This window comes from Nonomuraea sp. NPDC051298 (assembly GCF_055586305.1).
On record NZ_JBVJIM010000001.1, the window covers coordinates 567,012 to 582,505 of the forward strand.

10 protein-coding genes are annotated in these 15,494 nt (G+C 74.4%); 4 read left to right on the forward strand and 6 right to left on the reverse strand.

The window, feature by feature from the left end; translation table 11 throughout:
* Positions 1 to 13: 13 nt before the first annotated feature.
* From ACZ6S0_RS02785 to ACZ6S0_RS02795, 3 genes are read right to left on the reverse strand one after another with little or no spacing between them, the layout of a single operon-like run.
* The gene (locus ACZ6S0_RS02785; RefSeq protein ID WP_465912860.1) at positions 14 to 271 is read right to left on the reverse strand and encodes a DNA glycosylase AlkZ-like family protein; all 258 of its coding nucleotides are present in this window, start codon (positions 269 to 271) and stop codon (positions 14 to 16) included.
* Between the two features lie 35 nt (positions 272 to 306).
* Positions 307 to 726: a DNA glycosylase AlkZ-like family protein gene (locus ACZ6S0_RS02790; RefSeq protein WP_465912861.1), complete on the reverse strand. Its 420-nt coding sequence runs from the start codon at positions 724 to 726 to the stop codon at positions 307 to 309.
* Between the two features lie 50 nt (positions 727 to 776).
* Positions 777 to 1,820 carry an AAA family ATPase gene (locus ACZ6S0_RS02795; protein ID WP_465912862.1) on the reverse strand — a complete coding sequence of 348 codons (1,044 nt, stop codon included), beginning with the start codon at positions 1,818 to 1,820 and terminating at the stop codon, positions 777 to 779.
* A 278-nt stretch (positions 1,821 to 2,098) separates the two neighbouring features.
* Here ACZ6S0_RS02795 and ACZ6S0_RS02800 point away from each other — a divergent pair, with 278 nt between their 5' ends.
* Genes ACZ6S0_RS02800 through ACZ6S0_RS02810 form a run of 3 tightly spaced genes read left to right on the forward strand, consistent with a single transcriptional unit; the run spans position 2,099 to position 8,070 of the window.
* Positions 2,099 to 3,295: a hypothetical protein gene (locus ACZ6S0_RS02800; protein WP_465912863.1), complete on the forward strand. Its 1,197-nt coding sequence runs from the start codon at positions 2,099 to 2,101 to the stop codon at positions 3,293 to 3,295.
* Positions 3,296 to 3,336: 41 nt separating this feature from the next.
* Positions 3,337 to 4,746, forward strand: a complete 1,410-nt coding sequence (locus ACZ6S0_RS02805; RefSeq protein ID WP_465912864.1) for a hypothetical protein — start codon at positions 3,337 to 3,339, stop codon at positions 4,744 to 4,746.
* A gap of 57 nt (positions 4,747 to 4,803) precedes the next feature.
* Complete coding sequence (locus ACZ6S0_RS02810; RefSeq protein ID WP_465912865.1) at positions 4,804 to 8,070, forward strand: coiled-coil domain-containing protein; 3,267 nt, start codon at positions 4,804 to 4,806, stop codon at positions 8,068 to 8,070.
* A gap of 206 nt (positions 8,071 to 8,276) precedes the next feature.
* Here ACZ6S0_RS02810 and ACZ6S0_RS02815 read toward each other — a convergent pair whose 3' ends face one another.
* A complete protein-coding gene (locus tag ACZ6S0_RS02815; RefSeq protein WP_465912866.1) occupies positions 8,277 to 9,563 on the reverse strand; it encodes an MFS transporter in 1,287 nt (428 codons plus the stop codon).
* Between the two features lie 95 nt (positions 9,564 to 9,658).
* Here ACZ6S0_RS02815 and ACZ6S0_RS02820 point away from each other — a divergent pair, with 95 nt between their 5' ends.
* Positions 9,659 to 10,309 carry an HAD family hydrolase gene (locus ACZ6S0_RS02820; protein WP_465912867.1) on the forward strand — a complete coding sequence of 217 codons (651 nt, stop codon included), beginning with the start codon at positions 9,659 to 9,661 and terminating at the stop codon, positions 10,307 to 10,309.
* A 120-nt stretch (positions 10,310 to 10,429) separates the two neighbouring features.
* Here ACZ6S0_RS02820 and ACZ6S0_RS02825 read toward each other — a convergent pair whose 3' ends face one another.
* Positions 10,430 to 14,371 carry an AAA family ATPase gene (locus ACZ6S0_RS02825; protein WP_465912868.1) on the reverse strand — a complete coding sequence of 1,314 codons (3,942 nt, stop codon included), beginning with the start codon at positions 14,369 to 14,371 and terminating at the stop codon, positions 10,430 to 10,432.
* Entirely contained in the window at positions 14,372 to 15,481 is a 1,110-nt protein-coding gene (locus tag ACZ6S0_RS02830) for an exonuclease SbcCD subunit D (RefSeq protein WP_465912869.1), read from the reverse strand. It lies immediately after the preceding gene.
* Positions 15,482 to 15,494: the final 13 nt, after the last annotated feature.

The window sequence follows — 15,494 nt, forward strand, 5'->3', positions numbered from 1 at the left end:
CCGGCGGGGGGGCTCACGGGCGGGTCAGGAAGCGGCGGACGTCGGCGATCTCGTCGTCCAGCAGCCCCTCGGGCAGCTCGTCGAACGGCCGCACGCCCACCCGCGTCCCCTCCCGTCCCCACACTCCCCTGATCACGCCGTCCACCAGCACGAACGGCCGCAGGACGCCCCCGCCGGGGAACACCTTCCTCGTGTGCTCGGCGGCCAGCACCTGGTCTCGGCCGCGCCAGCCCATCAGGTACTCGTCGAAGGCGGGCGCGAGGCGGACCACCGGTTCCTCATGGGGCGGCGGCGGGTGCGCGGCGCTCAGGCGCCAGGCGGTTGGCCGCGTGCCCGGCCCGCCAGGCGTTCCGCCAGCTCGGCCTTGGTGAGCGGCCCTTGACCTGCCAGGGCGCGGCCGATCAGCGGGAGCAGGTCGCCGCCGGTGACGCCCTCCTCGGCCAGGCGGCGCAGGGTGTTCGTGGCGCGGCTGGTCAGGGCGTGGATCCAGGGCAGGTCGTCGGCGTGCACGAAGTGGAGAGTGCCGCGCGGGCCCCACGTGCGGACGATCTCGCGGGCCCGCCACGCGGCCTCGACGTCGGCCGCGGCGAGGGTGGCCGAACGGGCGCGGAAGGCGAGCAGGGCGGCGGGCACGTCCTGGGCCTGCACGGCCGTCAGGCGCCGGACGATCTCGCCCGCCTCCAGGCCGGGCGGGCGGTGCAGGAGCTGGGCCTCGACGCTTCTCACCCGGGCATCATCGCAGCAGGTCGCGGGCGGCATGGACCGGGTGCCGCGCCTCACGCCGCCTGCGGCACCGGCGTCCCTGCGAGGATCTCACCGAGCACGGCGGAGGCGGTGACCTCGCGCAGCTCCGCCTCGGGCGTCAGGATGAGCCGGTGGCCCAGCACCGGCAGGGCCAGCGCCTTGACGTCCTCGGGCACCACGTAGTGCCGTCCGGCCGCGGCGGCCTTGACGCGCGCCGCGCGCAGCAGCGCCAGGCTGCCCCGGGGGCTGGCGCCGAGGCGCAGGTACGGGCTCGTACGGGTGGCCCCGCACAGCGCCACGATGTAGTCGTAGACCGGGTCGGCCACGTGGATGCGCGAGGCGAAGTCGATCATCCCGGCGACGTCGGAGGCGCGGGCCACCACGGGCAGCCGTTCGACCTGCGGGCCCGTCGGCATGCCCTTGAGCACCTCGACCTCGGACACGTGGTCCGGGTACCCGACGGAGATCTTCATCAGGAACCGGTCGAGCTGGGCCTCGGGCAGCGGGTACGTGCCGTCCATGTCCACCGGGTTCTGCGTGGCCACCACCAGGAAGGGCCGGGGCACCGGGTGCGGCTCGGCGTCCACCGTGACCGTGCGCTCCTCCATCACCTCCAGCAGCGCGGCCTGCGTCTTCGGGGAGGCCCGGTTGATCTCGTCGGCGAGCACGATGTTGGCGAAGACCGGCCCCTGGTGGAACTCGAACTTCTGGTGCGCCTGGTTGAAGATCGACACCCCGGTGATGTCGCTGGGCAGCAGGTCGGGCGTGAACTGGACGCGCCGGCACTCGGCGTCCACGCTGGCCGCCACGGAACGGGCGAGCGTGGTCTTGCCGGTGCCCGGCACGTCCTCGACCAGCAGGTGGCCCTCGGCGAACAGGCAGATCAGGGCCCGTTCGACGGCCTCGTGCTTGCCGCGGATGACGCGCTCGATGTTCGTGGCCAGCAACTGGAAGCGCTGGGCGAACTGGCCGGCGAGCTGCGCGGGCGGCTGCGGTTGCGGCGGCTGCGGTTGGGGCGGTTGCTGCTGGGCGTAGGGCTGCTGCTCGAAGTGGTCCTGGTAGTTGTACTGGGTCAACTGAGTCCCCCTTCTCAGTCGGTGCGCTCGAAGAGCGGGCCCTCGGGGAGCCCGTCCGCCGGAGTCGCCACCAGAGTGTCGGTTCAGGTGGCCGGGCCCGCCCAGCGTTACTCATGCCGACATATACGACTACTTACCGCGATTTATCGATTTCCCCCGTAGTATCGGGCATCACCCTAGCGCTCGGCCATCCCTTGCGGAGGCGTACCGGGTGGAAGTCATGGGAGTCGGGGGGCGAGTGTGCCAAGAGTGTCGGTGTGACGCCGTACCTTAGTGCCGTGTCCGAACAGCCCCTGACCCTCGACTCCGTCCTCACCGACGAGGCGGTCCTGTCCACCTACCGCCGCATGTTCGCCGCGCTGGCCCGCGACAGCGGGGCGGTGGTCGACGATCCGGCCCTGGTCGACATCGCCGAGACGCTGTTCGCGGCGTTCGCGGAGGCGGGCGAGGAGTGGCTGACCCACGAGCAGATGCGCTTCGCCTGCCGCGCCTACCCCACCGACCAGTTCGACAACCGGCTGCGCGTGCTCAAGGGGCTCGGCGCGATCCGCGAGGTGTTCCCCAAGCCCAACCAGCTCCGCTACCGCGCCTCGTTCACCAGCGTGGTGGGGCTGATGTTCATCCGCCGGATGATGGACGACGGCGGCCAGTCGGAGATGCACCGGCTGCTCGCCCTCGAAGACCTCAACGTCGCCGACCCGCGCACCACGATGGACGAGGCCAGGCAGAGCGCGCTCAACCTGGCACGGGCCTTCCGGCTCTGGGCGCTCGAGCTGATCACCCTCACCACGGGCACGATCGAGGAGCTGCGCGAGCAGGCGCCCAAGCTGTGGGGCACCGAGGAGATCGCGCGGCGGGCGCAGGGCCTGCACGGCACCATCCTGACCCGCTGGCCCGAGCTCGACCGGGTCTGCACCGACCTGCGCGCGGCCATCTACGCCTACAGCGACGCCTCCCGCCGCGCGGCCGGCCGCCTGGCCGACTCGGCCGGCACCACCCGCAACCTGACGCTGCTGCCGACCGAGACGTGGCGCACGTTCGCGCAGACGGCGCCCAAGGAGCGGCTGGCGGCGGTCCTCGACGGGTTCGTGTTCGACGCGCCAGCGCCGTGGCACGATCCGGCCGCCATCGCCCGCGCCGTCGACGAGGCCCCGCGTCCCGCCCCCGCCCAGCCCACTCCCCCGCGCTCCAACCTGCCCGACGCCGGGCCCGAGTCCTCCCTCGACACCTCGCCCAGCGCGGCGCTGGAGCGGCTGACGCGGATGGCGGAGTCGCTGCTGGGCGGCGCCTCGCGGGTGGCGCTGTGCGACGTGCTGGGCTCCGACTGGCCCGCGGCGCGGCGGGTGCTGGCCGACCTGACGACCGTCGACCTGCGGCCCGAGCTGCCCTATCGGCTGGTCTGGTCCGACGGGCTGGCGATCGATCCGGCGCGGGAGCCCGCGTGGCTCTCCGACGGGCATCTGGAGCGCAGGTGATGACGGCGGGATCGCAGGTGACGAGGGCGGGATCCCAAGCTGTGACGGCGGGAGCGCGGGCGATGGGGGCGGGAGCGCAGGTGATGGGGGCGGCTGCTCGCGCGCACGCGCTGGCGCGGGCTCACGGGCCCGTACGGCTGGCGGCCGGGGAGGCGGCGGCGCCGGGGATGGTCCGGCTGACGCGGGGCGACTCCACCGGCGAGGCGCTGCCGGTGTGGCCCGACGGGGTGACGCCGTCCCTGCTCGACGAGCACCAGGTGGCGGCCGTTCCCGTGGAGCGGTCCGGGGAGACGCGGCGGGTGCTGGCGGCGGTGCTCAAGTGCTGCTGGAGCGACCTGTCCGTCGACCCGTGGCCCGGCGACCCCGCGCCCGTGGAGCTGGTGCTCGACACCTACCGCGAGCTGATCGGCCGCACCGACGACCTGATGCGCAACTGGGCGGTCGGCGCGCTGCGGCGGCTGCACGACTCCGCCTGGGTCGTGATGGACGACGGCGTGGTGTCGCTCGGCCCGCGCTGCGCGCTGTGGCCGGTGGAGTCGCACGCGCAGTTGCAGGAGCTCGTGCGCCGCCTGCCCGAGCCCCAGCGCCCCGAGCTGACCGTGGTGGGCGACGCCGACATCATCGCCGCCACCCGCCCCGCAGCGCCCGGCGAGCCCGTAGCAGCCAGCGAACCCGTGGCGCCCGGTGAGCCCGTGGGGGCCGGTGAGCCCGCCGTGGTCGCCGACCCCGACGCGGGCGGGGCGGGCGCGGGTGGGGTGGCGGTCTCTGGTGAGGTCGTGGGTGGGGCCGGGGGGCGGGTCGAGGGCGGCGGCGCCGAGTTCGACGACCTGCTGGGCGGCTACGACGAGCGGCGGCGGGCCGAGCTGGTGGCCGCGTTCATGGTGGTCGAGCACGCGGCAGAGCCCGTGCAGGAGGTGCGTTTCGCCGCCCTGCGCGACCCGGCGCTGCGTCGTACGCTGGGCGAGATGCTGGCCAGGCGGGGCCGCACGCTGATCCAGCACCGCGACCGCTGGACCTCCGGCTATGACGACGCCGTGGCGGCCGAGCCCGGCCCGCCCGATCCGGCGCGCGCCCGGCTGGGGGTGAGCGAGCGGGCGGTGCTCACGCTCGTGCTGGTGCACTCGGTGGCCATTCCGAGGGCTGAGGGCCTGCTGCCGGAAGACTCGTGGTTGTCGCCGCACCCCACGCCGGTCGACGAGCTGCGCAGGCACACCCAGCTCCCGATCGGCGAGCTGGAGGCGGCACTGCGCGTGTTGCGGCACGCGGGGCTGCTCGGCCAGGTGAAGGCGGGCGGGGAAACGGGTGGGGAGGCGGGCGGCTACGTGCCGGGGTCGCAGTTCCACCGGCTCACGCCGGCGGCGCGGCGGCGGTTGCAGGAGGAGCTGATCCTGGCGGCCGGGCCGAGCACGCCGCTGGCCGCCGCCGTGCTCTCGCGGAGATCGGCCAAGTGACGCCCACGTCGGCGTCTGTCATGGATGGAAGGGTTACGGGGGTTCGAGGTGTCACAGGTGGAGAACGTCGTCGGAGACCGGGTGCTGATCGCCGTGCAGGCGGTCAACATCTCACGGCTGTCGACCCATCCGGTGCCCACCGTCCCCGGCACGCTGATCGTCGTGGCGGGCGCGGGGCCGAAAGACTCCAACGGGGCGGGCAAGTCCTCGTTCATCGCGTCGATCACGGCGCTGCTCGGCGACGAGCAGTGGCGATTCGCCTCGGGCGCCAAGGCGGTGTCGGAGCTGCTGTTCAACGCGGAGCTGGCCAGCGGCGCGGGGGCCAGGCAGTGGGCGAGCGCCGACCACGGCTACATCGTGGGCGTGTTCGGCCCACCCGGGATGGACGGGTTCGCCCCCGCTCCTGAGGACCCCGGGCTCGACGCCGGTGCGCGAGAGGTGCCCGGCGGCCCTGTCTCGGACGAGCCGGGTCTCCTGCTCGACGAGGCCGAGGGGGCGGGCGGGGAGTTGTTCGAGGTGCCCGACGGCTCGGGCGGCGCCCTGACCGTGTGGCTGAAGGTCAACCAGGAGGCGCCGCACCTCGAGATCCGCTGGCGTGACGGGGTGCACCTGGCGGCGTCCCCGTCGGAGGCCGAGCGGGTGGCGCGGGCCGACGAGATCTGGGCGTCGCTGCCGAAGTCGGCCGGGCGGCGTGACGTCGTGGCGCGCGACCTGACCAAGGTCCTCTACGGTGACCGGGTCAGGTGCGTGTCGTTCCTGTCCACGTCCGTACGCAGCAAGGTCGCCACCAACCTGCTCTCCCAGCCGCTCAACGAGATCTCGCCCGAGCGGGTCTTCGAGGCCATCGCCGCGCTCACCGGCCTCGACGCCGAGTTGGAGCAGGAGCGCGAGGCCCGCCGCGACGAGCACGCCAAGCGGGTGCGCGCGGCGCAGGCGGCCGACCGGCTGGCCGAGTTCGAGACGGAGTCGAAGGCGCTGCTGACCACGTTCGACCGGCGCGACCAGGCCCGCGTCCGGCTGGCCGACGCGCTGCGCTGCTGGCGCGGGCGGCAGGCGCGCAAGCTGGCCGACGCGGCGGGCAAGGACGAGGCGCTGGCCGCCGACCTCGAGCGGCACCAGGCGGCCGGTGAGTCCGCCGCCGAGGCGATCGCCATGGTCAAGGCGGAGATCGCCACCCTGCGGGAAGACACGCTCGACCGGCAGGTCTCGCAGGCCCGCAAGGAGCTGGCGGCGTTGCACGCGCGCGCGGCCAAGCTCGACGCCGATCGGGCCGTGGCGGAAAACTCCGCCGACGAGTTGCGCGGGGCGATCCCGGCGCTGGAGGAGACGCGGCGGTTCGCCGACGGGCGCGACGTGCCGACGGCCGAGCGGGAGCTGGGCGAGGCCCGGCTGCGGCTCAACGAGGCGCTCAAGGCGCTCGGGGTGGCCGACCAGGAGGTGGCCTCGGCCCAGGCGGCGCTCGACGACGCCGAGGGCGGGCCTGCGGCGGCCCAGCTCAACGCGCTGGCGGCGGCGGGCATCGGCGCGACCGGCCTGCTGGACGCCCTCGACGTGGCCGAGCAGGCCCGCGACGCCGCCCACACGCCACCGCACGCCGGGCGGCCGGCCCACGGGCGGATGGACCACGGACTGCCCGACGACGGACGGACGGACCACGGGCTGTCAGACGACGAGCGGGCGGAGGCCGAGCGGGCGGGCGACGGGGGCGACGGGGCGGGGCTGGCGCTGGGCGAGGCGCTCAAGGCGCGCTACGGCAAGACGCGGGCCGCCGCCGGGGGTTCGCCGGACGGGCTCGCGATCGGGGAGCTGCGCGGCTGGCCCGACGAGCACGCCGTGATCGTCGACGCCGCCCAGCTCGGCGCGGCCGTCTCCGCCCTGGCCGACCTGCCCGGGTCCGTGCTGGTCAGCGCGGCGGGGGTGAGCGTCGTCGGGGCGTTCGACGGGGTGGCGACCGGCCGGGAGGCCCGGATCAAGGCGGCCGAGCAGCGGCTCAACCGGGCCAAAGACGTCCAGGAGAACGCGGCCCAGGCCGTGGGCGACGGGGAGGAGGCCGTCGCGCAGGCGCAGCGGCGGGTGGAAGGGGCCAGGGCCGGGGTGCGGCTGGCCGAGCTGGAGGCCAAGCTGGCCGACCGGCGTACCCGGCTGGGTGAGCTGAACTCGGCCGTCGACGAGCTGACCCCGAAGGTCGCCGAGGCCGAACGTCAGACGGCGACGCTCGACTTCCGTGCCCGTACGAGGGACATGGAGATCGAGCGCCTGGAGGGCCGCCGGCAGCGGCACGAGTCCGAGCGGGCACAGGCACGCGAGCAGGAGGCGAAGGTCGGCGCCGAACGCGCGGCGCTCAAGCTCGACGCGCTGGCCGCCGACTGGGGCGGCACGATCGAGACCGCCCGCGAATGGCTCCAGGCCCAGCCCGACGACGAACGCCCCCGCGCGGCCGACGAATGGTGGCGGGTCGCCGAACGCCATCTCGACCAGGCGCTGCGCGACTCGTTCCCCGAGGAGGAGGCCGAGCTGCCGGAGGAGCTGCGGTTCCTGATGAGCGAGCGGGAGGGCAGTACGGCGCGCGAGCAGGCGACGTTCGCGGCGGTGTGCGGGTCGCTGGCGTCCTACCTGCGCGGCCAGGAAGAGTACGAACGCCACCAGCGCCGCCAGATCGAGGCCCAGATCGTCACCCGGCAGCGCGACCTGGCGGCGGCGGCCCGTGGCGCGGACGAGGCGGCCCAGTCGACCGCCGTGCACCGGGCCGCGCTGACGGCGGCGATCAAGGCCCGGTTGACGCGGGTGGCCGAGGAGTTCGACAAGCTCGACACCTCGTACGGAGGCTACGGCGCGACGCTGGAGTTCCCGGTGCCGCCCGCGCCCGCCGATCCCGAGCAGCGCTGGCAGTGGCGGGTGACGCCGAAGTGGCGGCGGGGCGAGGGGCAGGGGTACGTGCCGTACAACCGGCGGGCCAACACGGCGCTCATGGACGAGAAGGCCGTCAAGCTGGTGTGCGCGGCGGCCATCGCCTCCTCCGGGGGCGGGCACCTGTGCCTGGTGCTCGACGAGCTGGGGCGCAACCTGGGCAAGGAGCACCGCAGGGAGGCGGTGGCGCTGTTCCGGCGGATCGGGGAGACGTACGGGATCACGGTGATCGGGGCGTTGCAGGACGACATGGAGCCGTACGCGATCGACGCCTGCGGGCAATACATCAAGCTGCGGCGGTCGTCGGACGCGATGCCGTACAACGAGCCGCCGGTGATCGTGGGCCACGACCAGCACGCCGACCGGGTGCGGGCACTGGCGGCCTACGTGGACCGGGGGGCGCCTGCCCTCGCATAGGCATTCGGGTCTCGCACGGGCCCCCGGTTATGGGCCCGTGCGGGAGGCTCGCAGGGGCAGGGGGGGCGCGCAAGGGCAGGAAGCACGCAGACGCAGGCCGTCCCAGGATCGCGACAGGCGCAGGCCACCCCGGGCGCGCGGGCGCAGGCCGCCCCGGGGGCTCAGAGGCGGGCCGCCCCGGGCGCTCAGAGGCAGGGCGCGGCGGGTCACAGGGGCCTGTCGCCGGTCTCGGGCAGGGCGAGCAGGCAGAGCAGGCTCAGCAGGGCCATCGCGGAGACGTACCCGCCGACGGCCAGCACCCCCAGCCCACCGGCCTGCAGCCCGGTGGCGACCAGCGGTGGCACCGCGCCACCGAGCACGCCGCCGAGGCTGTAGGCGACGGACGCGCCGCTGTAGCGGAACTCGGTCCTGAACAGCTCCGGCAGGTACGCCCCCATCGGCCCGAAGATCAGCCCCATCAGCGCCAGCGCCCCGGCCAGCGCCAGCCCCACGAGGACGACCGAGCGGGTCTCCATCAGCGGGAACATCACCAGCCCCCACCCGGCGGCCGCGATCGTCCCGGCGATCAGGATGCGGCGGCGGCCCACGCGGTCGGACACCACGGCCGACACCGCCGTGCCCGCCGCCATGAACAGCACCGCGACCAGGGTCAGCCCGAGCATCGTGGTCTGCGGGATGCCCAGCGTCCTGGTGCCGTAGGCCAGGCAGTAGGTGGTGGCGGTGTAGAAGAGCGTGTACACGATCGTCATGGCTCCGGCGCCGAGCAGCACCCGCCGCCACTGGTGGCGCATCAGCCCGGCGAAGGGCACCTTGGTGATCCGGCGCTGGTCGACGGCCGCCTGGAAGACGGGGGTCTCGGAGATCTTCAGCCGTACGTACAGGCCGACGACGACCAGCAGCAGGCTTGCCACGAACGGCAGCCGCCACCCCCAACTCCTGAACTCCTCGTCGCCCAGTGTCTCGCCGAGCACGAGAAACAGCCCGTTGGCCACGATGAACCCGACCGCCGGCCCGAGCTGCGGGAACATCGCGTACAGACCGCGCTTGCCGGGCGGGGCGTGCTCGGTGGCCAGCAGCGCGGCGCCGCCCCACTCTCCGCCGAGGCCGATGCCCTGGGTGAAGCGCAGCAGCACCAGCAGCACGGGCGCGAGCACGCCGATCGCGGCGTAGCCGGGCAGCAGCCCGATCGCGACCGTCGACAGCCCCATCACCAGCAGCGACACGACCAGCATGGACTTGCGGCCGATCCGGTCACCCCAGTGTCCGAACACGGCCGAGCCGAGCGGGCGCGAGATGAACGCCACGGCGAACGTCGAGAACGCCGCCAGGCTGCCCGCCACCGGGTCCATGCCGGGGAAGAACGCGGTGTTGAGCACCAGGGCGGCGGCGGTGCCGTAGATGTAGAAGTCGTAGAACTCGATCGCGGTGCCGATGAGGCTGGCCGCGGCGACCCTCGACATGTTGGGGGCGGCGATCTGGGGGGATATCGTCACATTCGTCTCACTATGCGGACCGACGTCTTGCGAGGCGATACGAACAGACGCTATCACCTGCGCGATGTTACGTTTCGTGGACTGATGATCTTTCGGTGAGAGGAAGTGTGGATTTGGCCGTCGAACTGGTGATCTTCGACTGCGACGGGGTGCTCGTGGACAGCGAGCCCATCTACGTGCGCGTCGGCACGACCGCGCTGCGCCGCCTGGGCTGGACGATCGACGAGGCCGAGTACGCCCACCGCTTCGTCGGCTGCACCAACGAGTACTGGGACGAGCAGGTCGGCCGGACCCCGCCCGGCTGGCGCGAACAGCTCGAGGCCGACTACGCAGCCGCCGTCAAGGCCGAGTTGTGCGTGGTCGACGGCATCGAGGAGGCACTCGACCGGCTGACCGTGCCGTACTGCGTGGCCTCGAACGGCCGTCACCGGACGATCCGCCGCAGCCTGGAGCTGACCGGGCTGGCGAGCCGGTTCGACGGACGGGTGTTCAGCGCCGAGGACGTGGCCAGGGGCAAGCCGGAGCCCGACCTGTTCCTGCACGCGGCGGCCACGATGGGCGTCGCCCCTGAGCGGTGCGTGGTCGTGGAGGACAGCCCGTTCGGGGTCACGGCGGCGGTGAGCGCGGGCATGCGCTGCCTGGCGTACGCCGGCGGCGTCACCCCCGTCTCCCGGCTGACCGGCCTGGGCGCACGGCTCTTCCAGGACCCGGCCACACTGCCCGACCTGATCCACTCCCTCGGCTGACTCCTCCCGCCTTCCACGAGCACGATCGAATCCCCTTCCACGAGCACGCTCGACACCCCTTTCACGAGCACGCCCGGCTTCCCTGCCACGAGCACGCCCGAATCCGCCCGAGCCGGCGCGTCAGCCGACCCCGACCGCCGTGAGGGTGGACCCCGTGCGGGTCTTGGTGACCTTGAGCTGTGCCGTGATCCGGGAGCGCAGCTCAGCCACGTGGCTGACGATGCCCACGGCCCGGCCGCCGTCGCGCAGCCCGTCGAGGATGTCGAGGACGCCGTCGAGGGTGTCCTCGTCGAGGGTGCCGAAGCCCTCGTCCACGAACAGCGTGCCCAGCTCCGCGCCGCCCGCCTCGGCCGTGACGACGTCCGCCAGCCCCAGCGCCAGTGACAGGGAGGTGATGAAGCTCTCGCCGCCGGACAGCGTGGCCGGGTCGCGGTCGACGCCGGTCCAGCCGTCGGCCACCCGCAGGCCGAGCCCGCCGCCGGCGCGCCCGCGCGAGCCCGCCGTCTTGCGCAGGTCGTGCCGGAGCAGGTAGCGGCCGCCCGACATGTGGTCGAGGCGTTCGTTCGCGGCCGCCACCACCTGCCGCAGCCGCTCCCCCAGCACGAACGACGACAGGCTCATGCTCCACTGGTTGTCACCCGAGGTGCCGCTGGTCAGCGCCGCCATCCGCTCGGCCAGCCGGTGACGCTCGGCCGCCGGTCGCCAGCTCTCGATGCGGTCGGACAGCTCGCCGTGCAGCTCCGCCAGCCGTCGCGCCCTGGCCGCCGCCCGGTCGCGCGCGCTCGACAACCTCGTGTGCGCCTCCTCCAACGCCTCCCGCTCCGCCCCGATCGCGGCCAGGTCGGGAACGGGCTCGGCGGCGGCGGCCACCAGCTCGGGGTCGGCCAGCACGCCGCTGACGGCGGCCTGCTCGTCGTCCAGCCTGCGCAGCAGCTCCGCCTTGCTCTCCCGCTCGGCCACGCTCCGGAAGGCGGCCTCCGCCTCCGGCACGTCGGCGAACCCCGCGTCGAACGCCGCCTCCACGGCCGCCGTCCTGGCCCTGACCAGCTCGTCGCGGGCCGCCACGGCCGCCTGCGTGGCCTCCAGCGCCTCGCGCAACAGCTCGGCCTCGTCGTTGAGCCTGGTCAGGCGGGCGGTCAGGGTGGCGTCGCCGCCGCGCGCGGCGTCGAGGCGGGCGCTGAGCCGCCCGGCGTCGCCGCTCAGCTCCTCATGCCGGGTGCGGGACGCGGCCAGCCGCGCGGCCACCCGGCGAGCGCGCTCCTCCAGCTCCGCCCGCTCACGACCGAGCCCGGCCGCCTCCTGAGCCAGCCTGCCCTCCCCGGCCGCGGACCCCTCCAGCCTCCGCAGCTCCCGCTCGGCAGCGGCCAGTCTCCCGGCCCCTGAGCCCTCGATCGCCCCCTCGGAGACCGTGGGCCCGTGGCCCCCGTCCGAGCCGGGCCCGCCGTCAGGCGCGGCAAGGCGAACGGGGCCTGCGTCGTGGGCAGCGTCATGGGCGACATCGTGAGCGCTGTCGTGGGCTGCATCGTGAGCGCTGTCGTGCGCGCTCGCTCGGGCGAATTGGTCGCGCAGGCGGGCGCGTTCGGATTCCAGGTGCCTGTGGTGGGCCCGGTGGGCGGCCAGCTCTTCGGCGATCTCCCGGACCTGGTCTCTGACGAGTTCGCGTTCGGTCTCGACGCGGTCGAGGGCGGCGGCCAGCGCGGGCTCCCGGTCGGCCACCGCCTGGAGGCCCGCGACCTCCTGCCCGGCCTGCGCCACCTGCGCCTCGGCCGTGTCGACGTCGAGACCCTCGGTGGCGGCGGCCGCGTCGGTGTGACGGGACTCCAACGAGGCCAGGGTACGCTCGGCGGCCTCGCGTTCGGCCGAGGCGGCTTCGTGGGCGTTCTCGGCCTCGTGCTCGTCGTCGGCCGAGGGCGCGCTCGGCGCGGGGGCGGCCGGGTGGGGGTGGTGGTCGGAGCCGCAGACCGCGCACGGCCGCCCATCGGCCAGGTCGCGCGCCAGCTCGGCCGCCATGCCGTCGATGCGGGCCTGCCGCAGGTCGAGCCAGTGCTCACGGAAGCTCTGGGCCCGGTCGACGAGCACCTGGTGGGCGGCGACGGCCGACTCCAGCTCGGCGGCCAGGGCCTCGCGGCGGTGGGTGGCCTCCAGGGCGGCTCGGGCGGCTTCGAGGCTCGCGGCGGCGGCGGGGATGGCCGCCGCCTGGGCGCGTACTTCGGCGAGGGCGGCGTTGGCGTCGGCGATGCGGCCGGGCAGCTCGGCGTCGGCGGCGGCGGCCTCGGCCTCGCGGTGTGCCAGCGCGTCCAGCTCGACCGCCAGGCGGGCCAGCTCGGTGTCGATCTCGATCAGGTGGGCGGCGGCGTCGCGTACGGCCCGCGCGGCCGGGATCCTGGCGGCGTCGGTCCGCGCCTCAGCGAGCCTCGCCTCGGCCTGCTCGATCAGGCCGGGCAGGACGGACAGCCGCGCGGCCACGGCCTCGTCGGCGCCGACCAGCTCGGCCAGCTCCGCCTCTACGCGCAGCAGGTCACGCCGTACCACGGACAGCCTGGCCTCTTCGGTGAGCAGTTCCTGCAGGCGGGCGATCTCGTCCTGCCGCCGCCGCTCCAGCACCGCCAGCTCGGCCACGGACGGCTCCACCGCGTCGCCGTCGGGCGGAACACCCTCACCAGACGGGTACGGGCTCTCGTCGGCGGCGCGGTGGGCATGAGGGGGCGGAGTGGTGGCGGTCAGGAGGGGACGGGCTCGGGCGAGGGCGTCGGCGGCCAGTTCGCGGGCCTTGGCGGCGGCCTCGGTGCGTTGCCGGGCGGCCATGATGAGCGGGATCACCCGGTCGGCGCGGGCGGCGTCGTCGAGGATCGCCTGCAGGTCGGCCCGTTCGTCGGCGCGTTCGTCGAGCGTGCGGCGCAGGGTGAGCGCCTCGGCGTGGCGGCGCTGGCGTTCGGCCAGGGCGGCGGCCCGCTCGAACCGCAGCCGCGCCGCCCGCAGCTCTTCACCCGACGCGCTGTGCTCGTCGTCCGCCCGCGCCACGACGGCCCGCGCGGCGTCGAGCAGCGCCCCCGCCCATCGCAGGGGATCGGTCTCCGGGGTCGGCGCCTCGCCATCGCCCTCCGGCCCGCCCCTCCCACCCGCCGCGACCTCAGCAGGACGGGCGGCGGATAGGGGAACGGGAGCGGAGGCAGGCGCGGCGGCGGGTGTGGGGGCAGGAGCCGAGGCGGGTGCAGGCGCGGGAGCGGTGCTGGGCGTCGGCGCGGGAGCGGGGGCGGGAGCGGGGGCGGGAACGGAGGCGAGTGAGGTGGCGGGTGCAGGCGCGGGAGCGGTGCTGGGTGAGGTGGCGGGTGTGGGAACGGGAGCGGAGGCAGGAGCGGTGGCGGGGGGCGGGGTCAAGGGTGCGGGCAGGGCGTCGCCGGCCGCCTCCTCCACTCGTTTGATGGCGAAGTCGACCTCCTGCCGCAGCTCCTGCGCCGCCCGCCAGGCCAGTTTGCGGTGCTCGGCGAGCCACGACTCCGCCGAGGTGAAGATCTTGACGGTGAACAGCCGTTCCAGCAGCTTCGACCGTTCGTCGCCGTCGGCCCGCAGGAAGCGCGCGAAGTCGCCCTGCGGCAACATCGCCACCTGGCAGAACTGGTCGGCGTTCATGCCGAGCAGCCCGCCCACCAGGTCGCCGGCCTCGTCGAGGCGGGTGGTCAGCCCGTGCCAGTTGGCGCCCTGCCACTCCGACAGGACGACCTTGGACTTCTCCTCGGTGAACCCCGTGCCCCGCAGCTTGGGCCGCTGCCAGGCCGGAGAGCGCTGGATGCGCAGTAACCGCCCCCTGATCGACACCTCCAGCGTGACCGACGGCCCCACCGTGGGCGCGGCGTGGTCGCAGCGCAGGCTGCGGGCGCTGTTGCGCTGCCCGGGCACCTGGCCGTAGAGGGCGAAGCACAGCGCGTCGAGGATCGTGGTCTTGCCCGCCCCCGTGGGACCGTGGACGAGGAAGAGGCCCGCTTCGGCCAGGGCGTCGAAGTCGACCGTCTCCGTGCCGGGGAAGGACCCGAACGCCGTCAGCGTGAGCCTGTGCGGCCGCATCTACGTCATCGTCTCCTTCGCCCTCGACGTCTCGATGGCCTGTCTTAGCAGGTCTTCCTCCTCGGGTGCGGCAGGCTCGCCGCGCACCTCCCGGACGAAATCGAGGGCCACCTCCGCTTCCGGCCGCCCGCTGACGCGTACGGGCTGGGCGGCGGGCGCGGCGCCGACCGGGTCGAAGGAGAGGGCGAGGGTGTGGGGGAAGCGGGCGCGCAGCCGGTCCATGGCCGACTTGGGGCGGACGGCGTCGGTCAGCACGACCTGCAGCCAGTGGTCTTCGCAGGCGGTGTGCCGGGGATCGGCCAGCAGGTCTTCCAGCTCTCCGCGCAGCCGCCCGACCGGACGCGGCACCGGGGCCGGGACGAACTCCGCCGACTCCCCCAGTGTCACCAGCCACGAGCCCTTGACGTGCCCGACCTCGGAGAAGGAGTAGGCCAGCGGCGAGCCGGAGTAGCGCACGGTCTCGGACATGCGCTGGCGGCCGTGCAGGTGCCCGAGCGCGACGTAGTCGACCCCGTCGAACGCCGCCAGCGGCACGTGGGCCACCCCGCCCACGCTGATGTCGCGTTCGCTGTCGCTGGCCTGCCCGCCGGTCACGAAGCAGTGCGACAGCACCACCGAGGCGCGGTGGCGCGGCACGTCGGCCCTGATGCGCGTCATGGCGTGCGAGATCGCGGCCGTGTGGCTGCGGTCGGGCAGCTCCCAGGCGGCCCGGACCAGCTCGGGCTCCAGGTAGGGGATGCCGTAGAAGGCGACGTCGCCGACCAGCACCGGCTCCCACGCCTGCTCGGGCGAGGTGCGCACGTGCACGCCCGCGGCCTCGAACAGCGCCGAGCCGAACCGCAGCCGCAGCGCCGAGTCGTGGTTGCCGCTGATCAGCACCACGCGCGCCCCGGCCGCGCGCAGCCGCGCCAGCGCCTCGTCGAGCAGCGCCACCGCGTCGACCGGCGGCAGCGCCCGGTCGTAGACGTCGCCGGCCACCGCCACCACGTCGACCCGCTCGGCCCGCACCGTCTCCACCAGGTGCTCGACGAACGCCGCCTGACCCGCGAGCAGGCTCTCCCGGTGGAAGGATCGGCCGAGGTGCCAGTCGGAGGTGTGCAGGATCCGCATGTCGCAGGAAGCT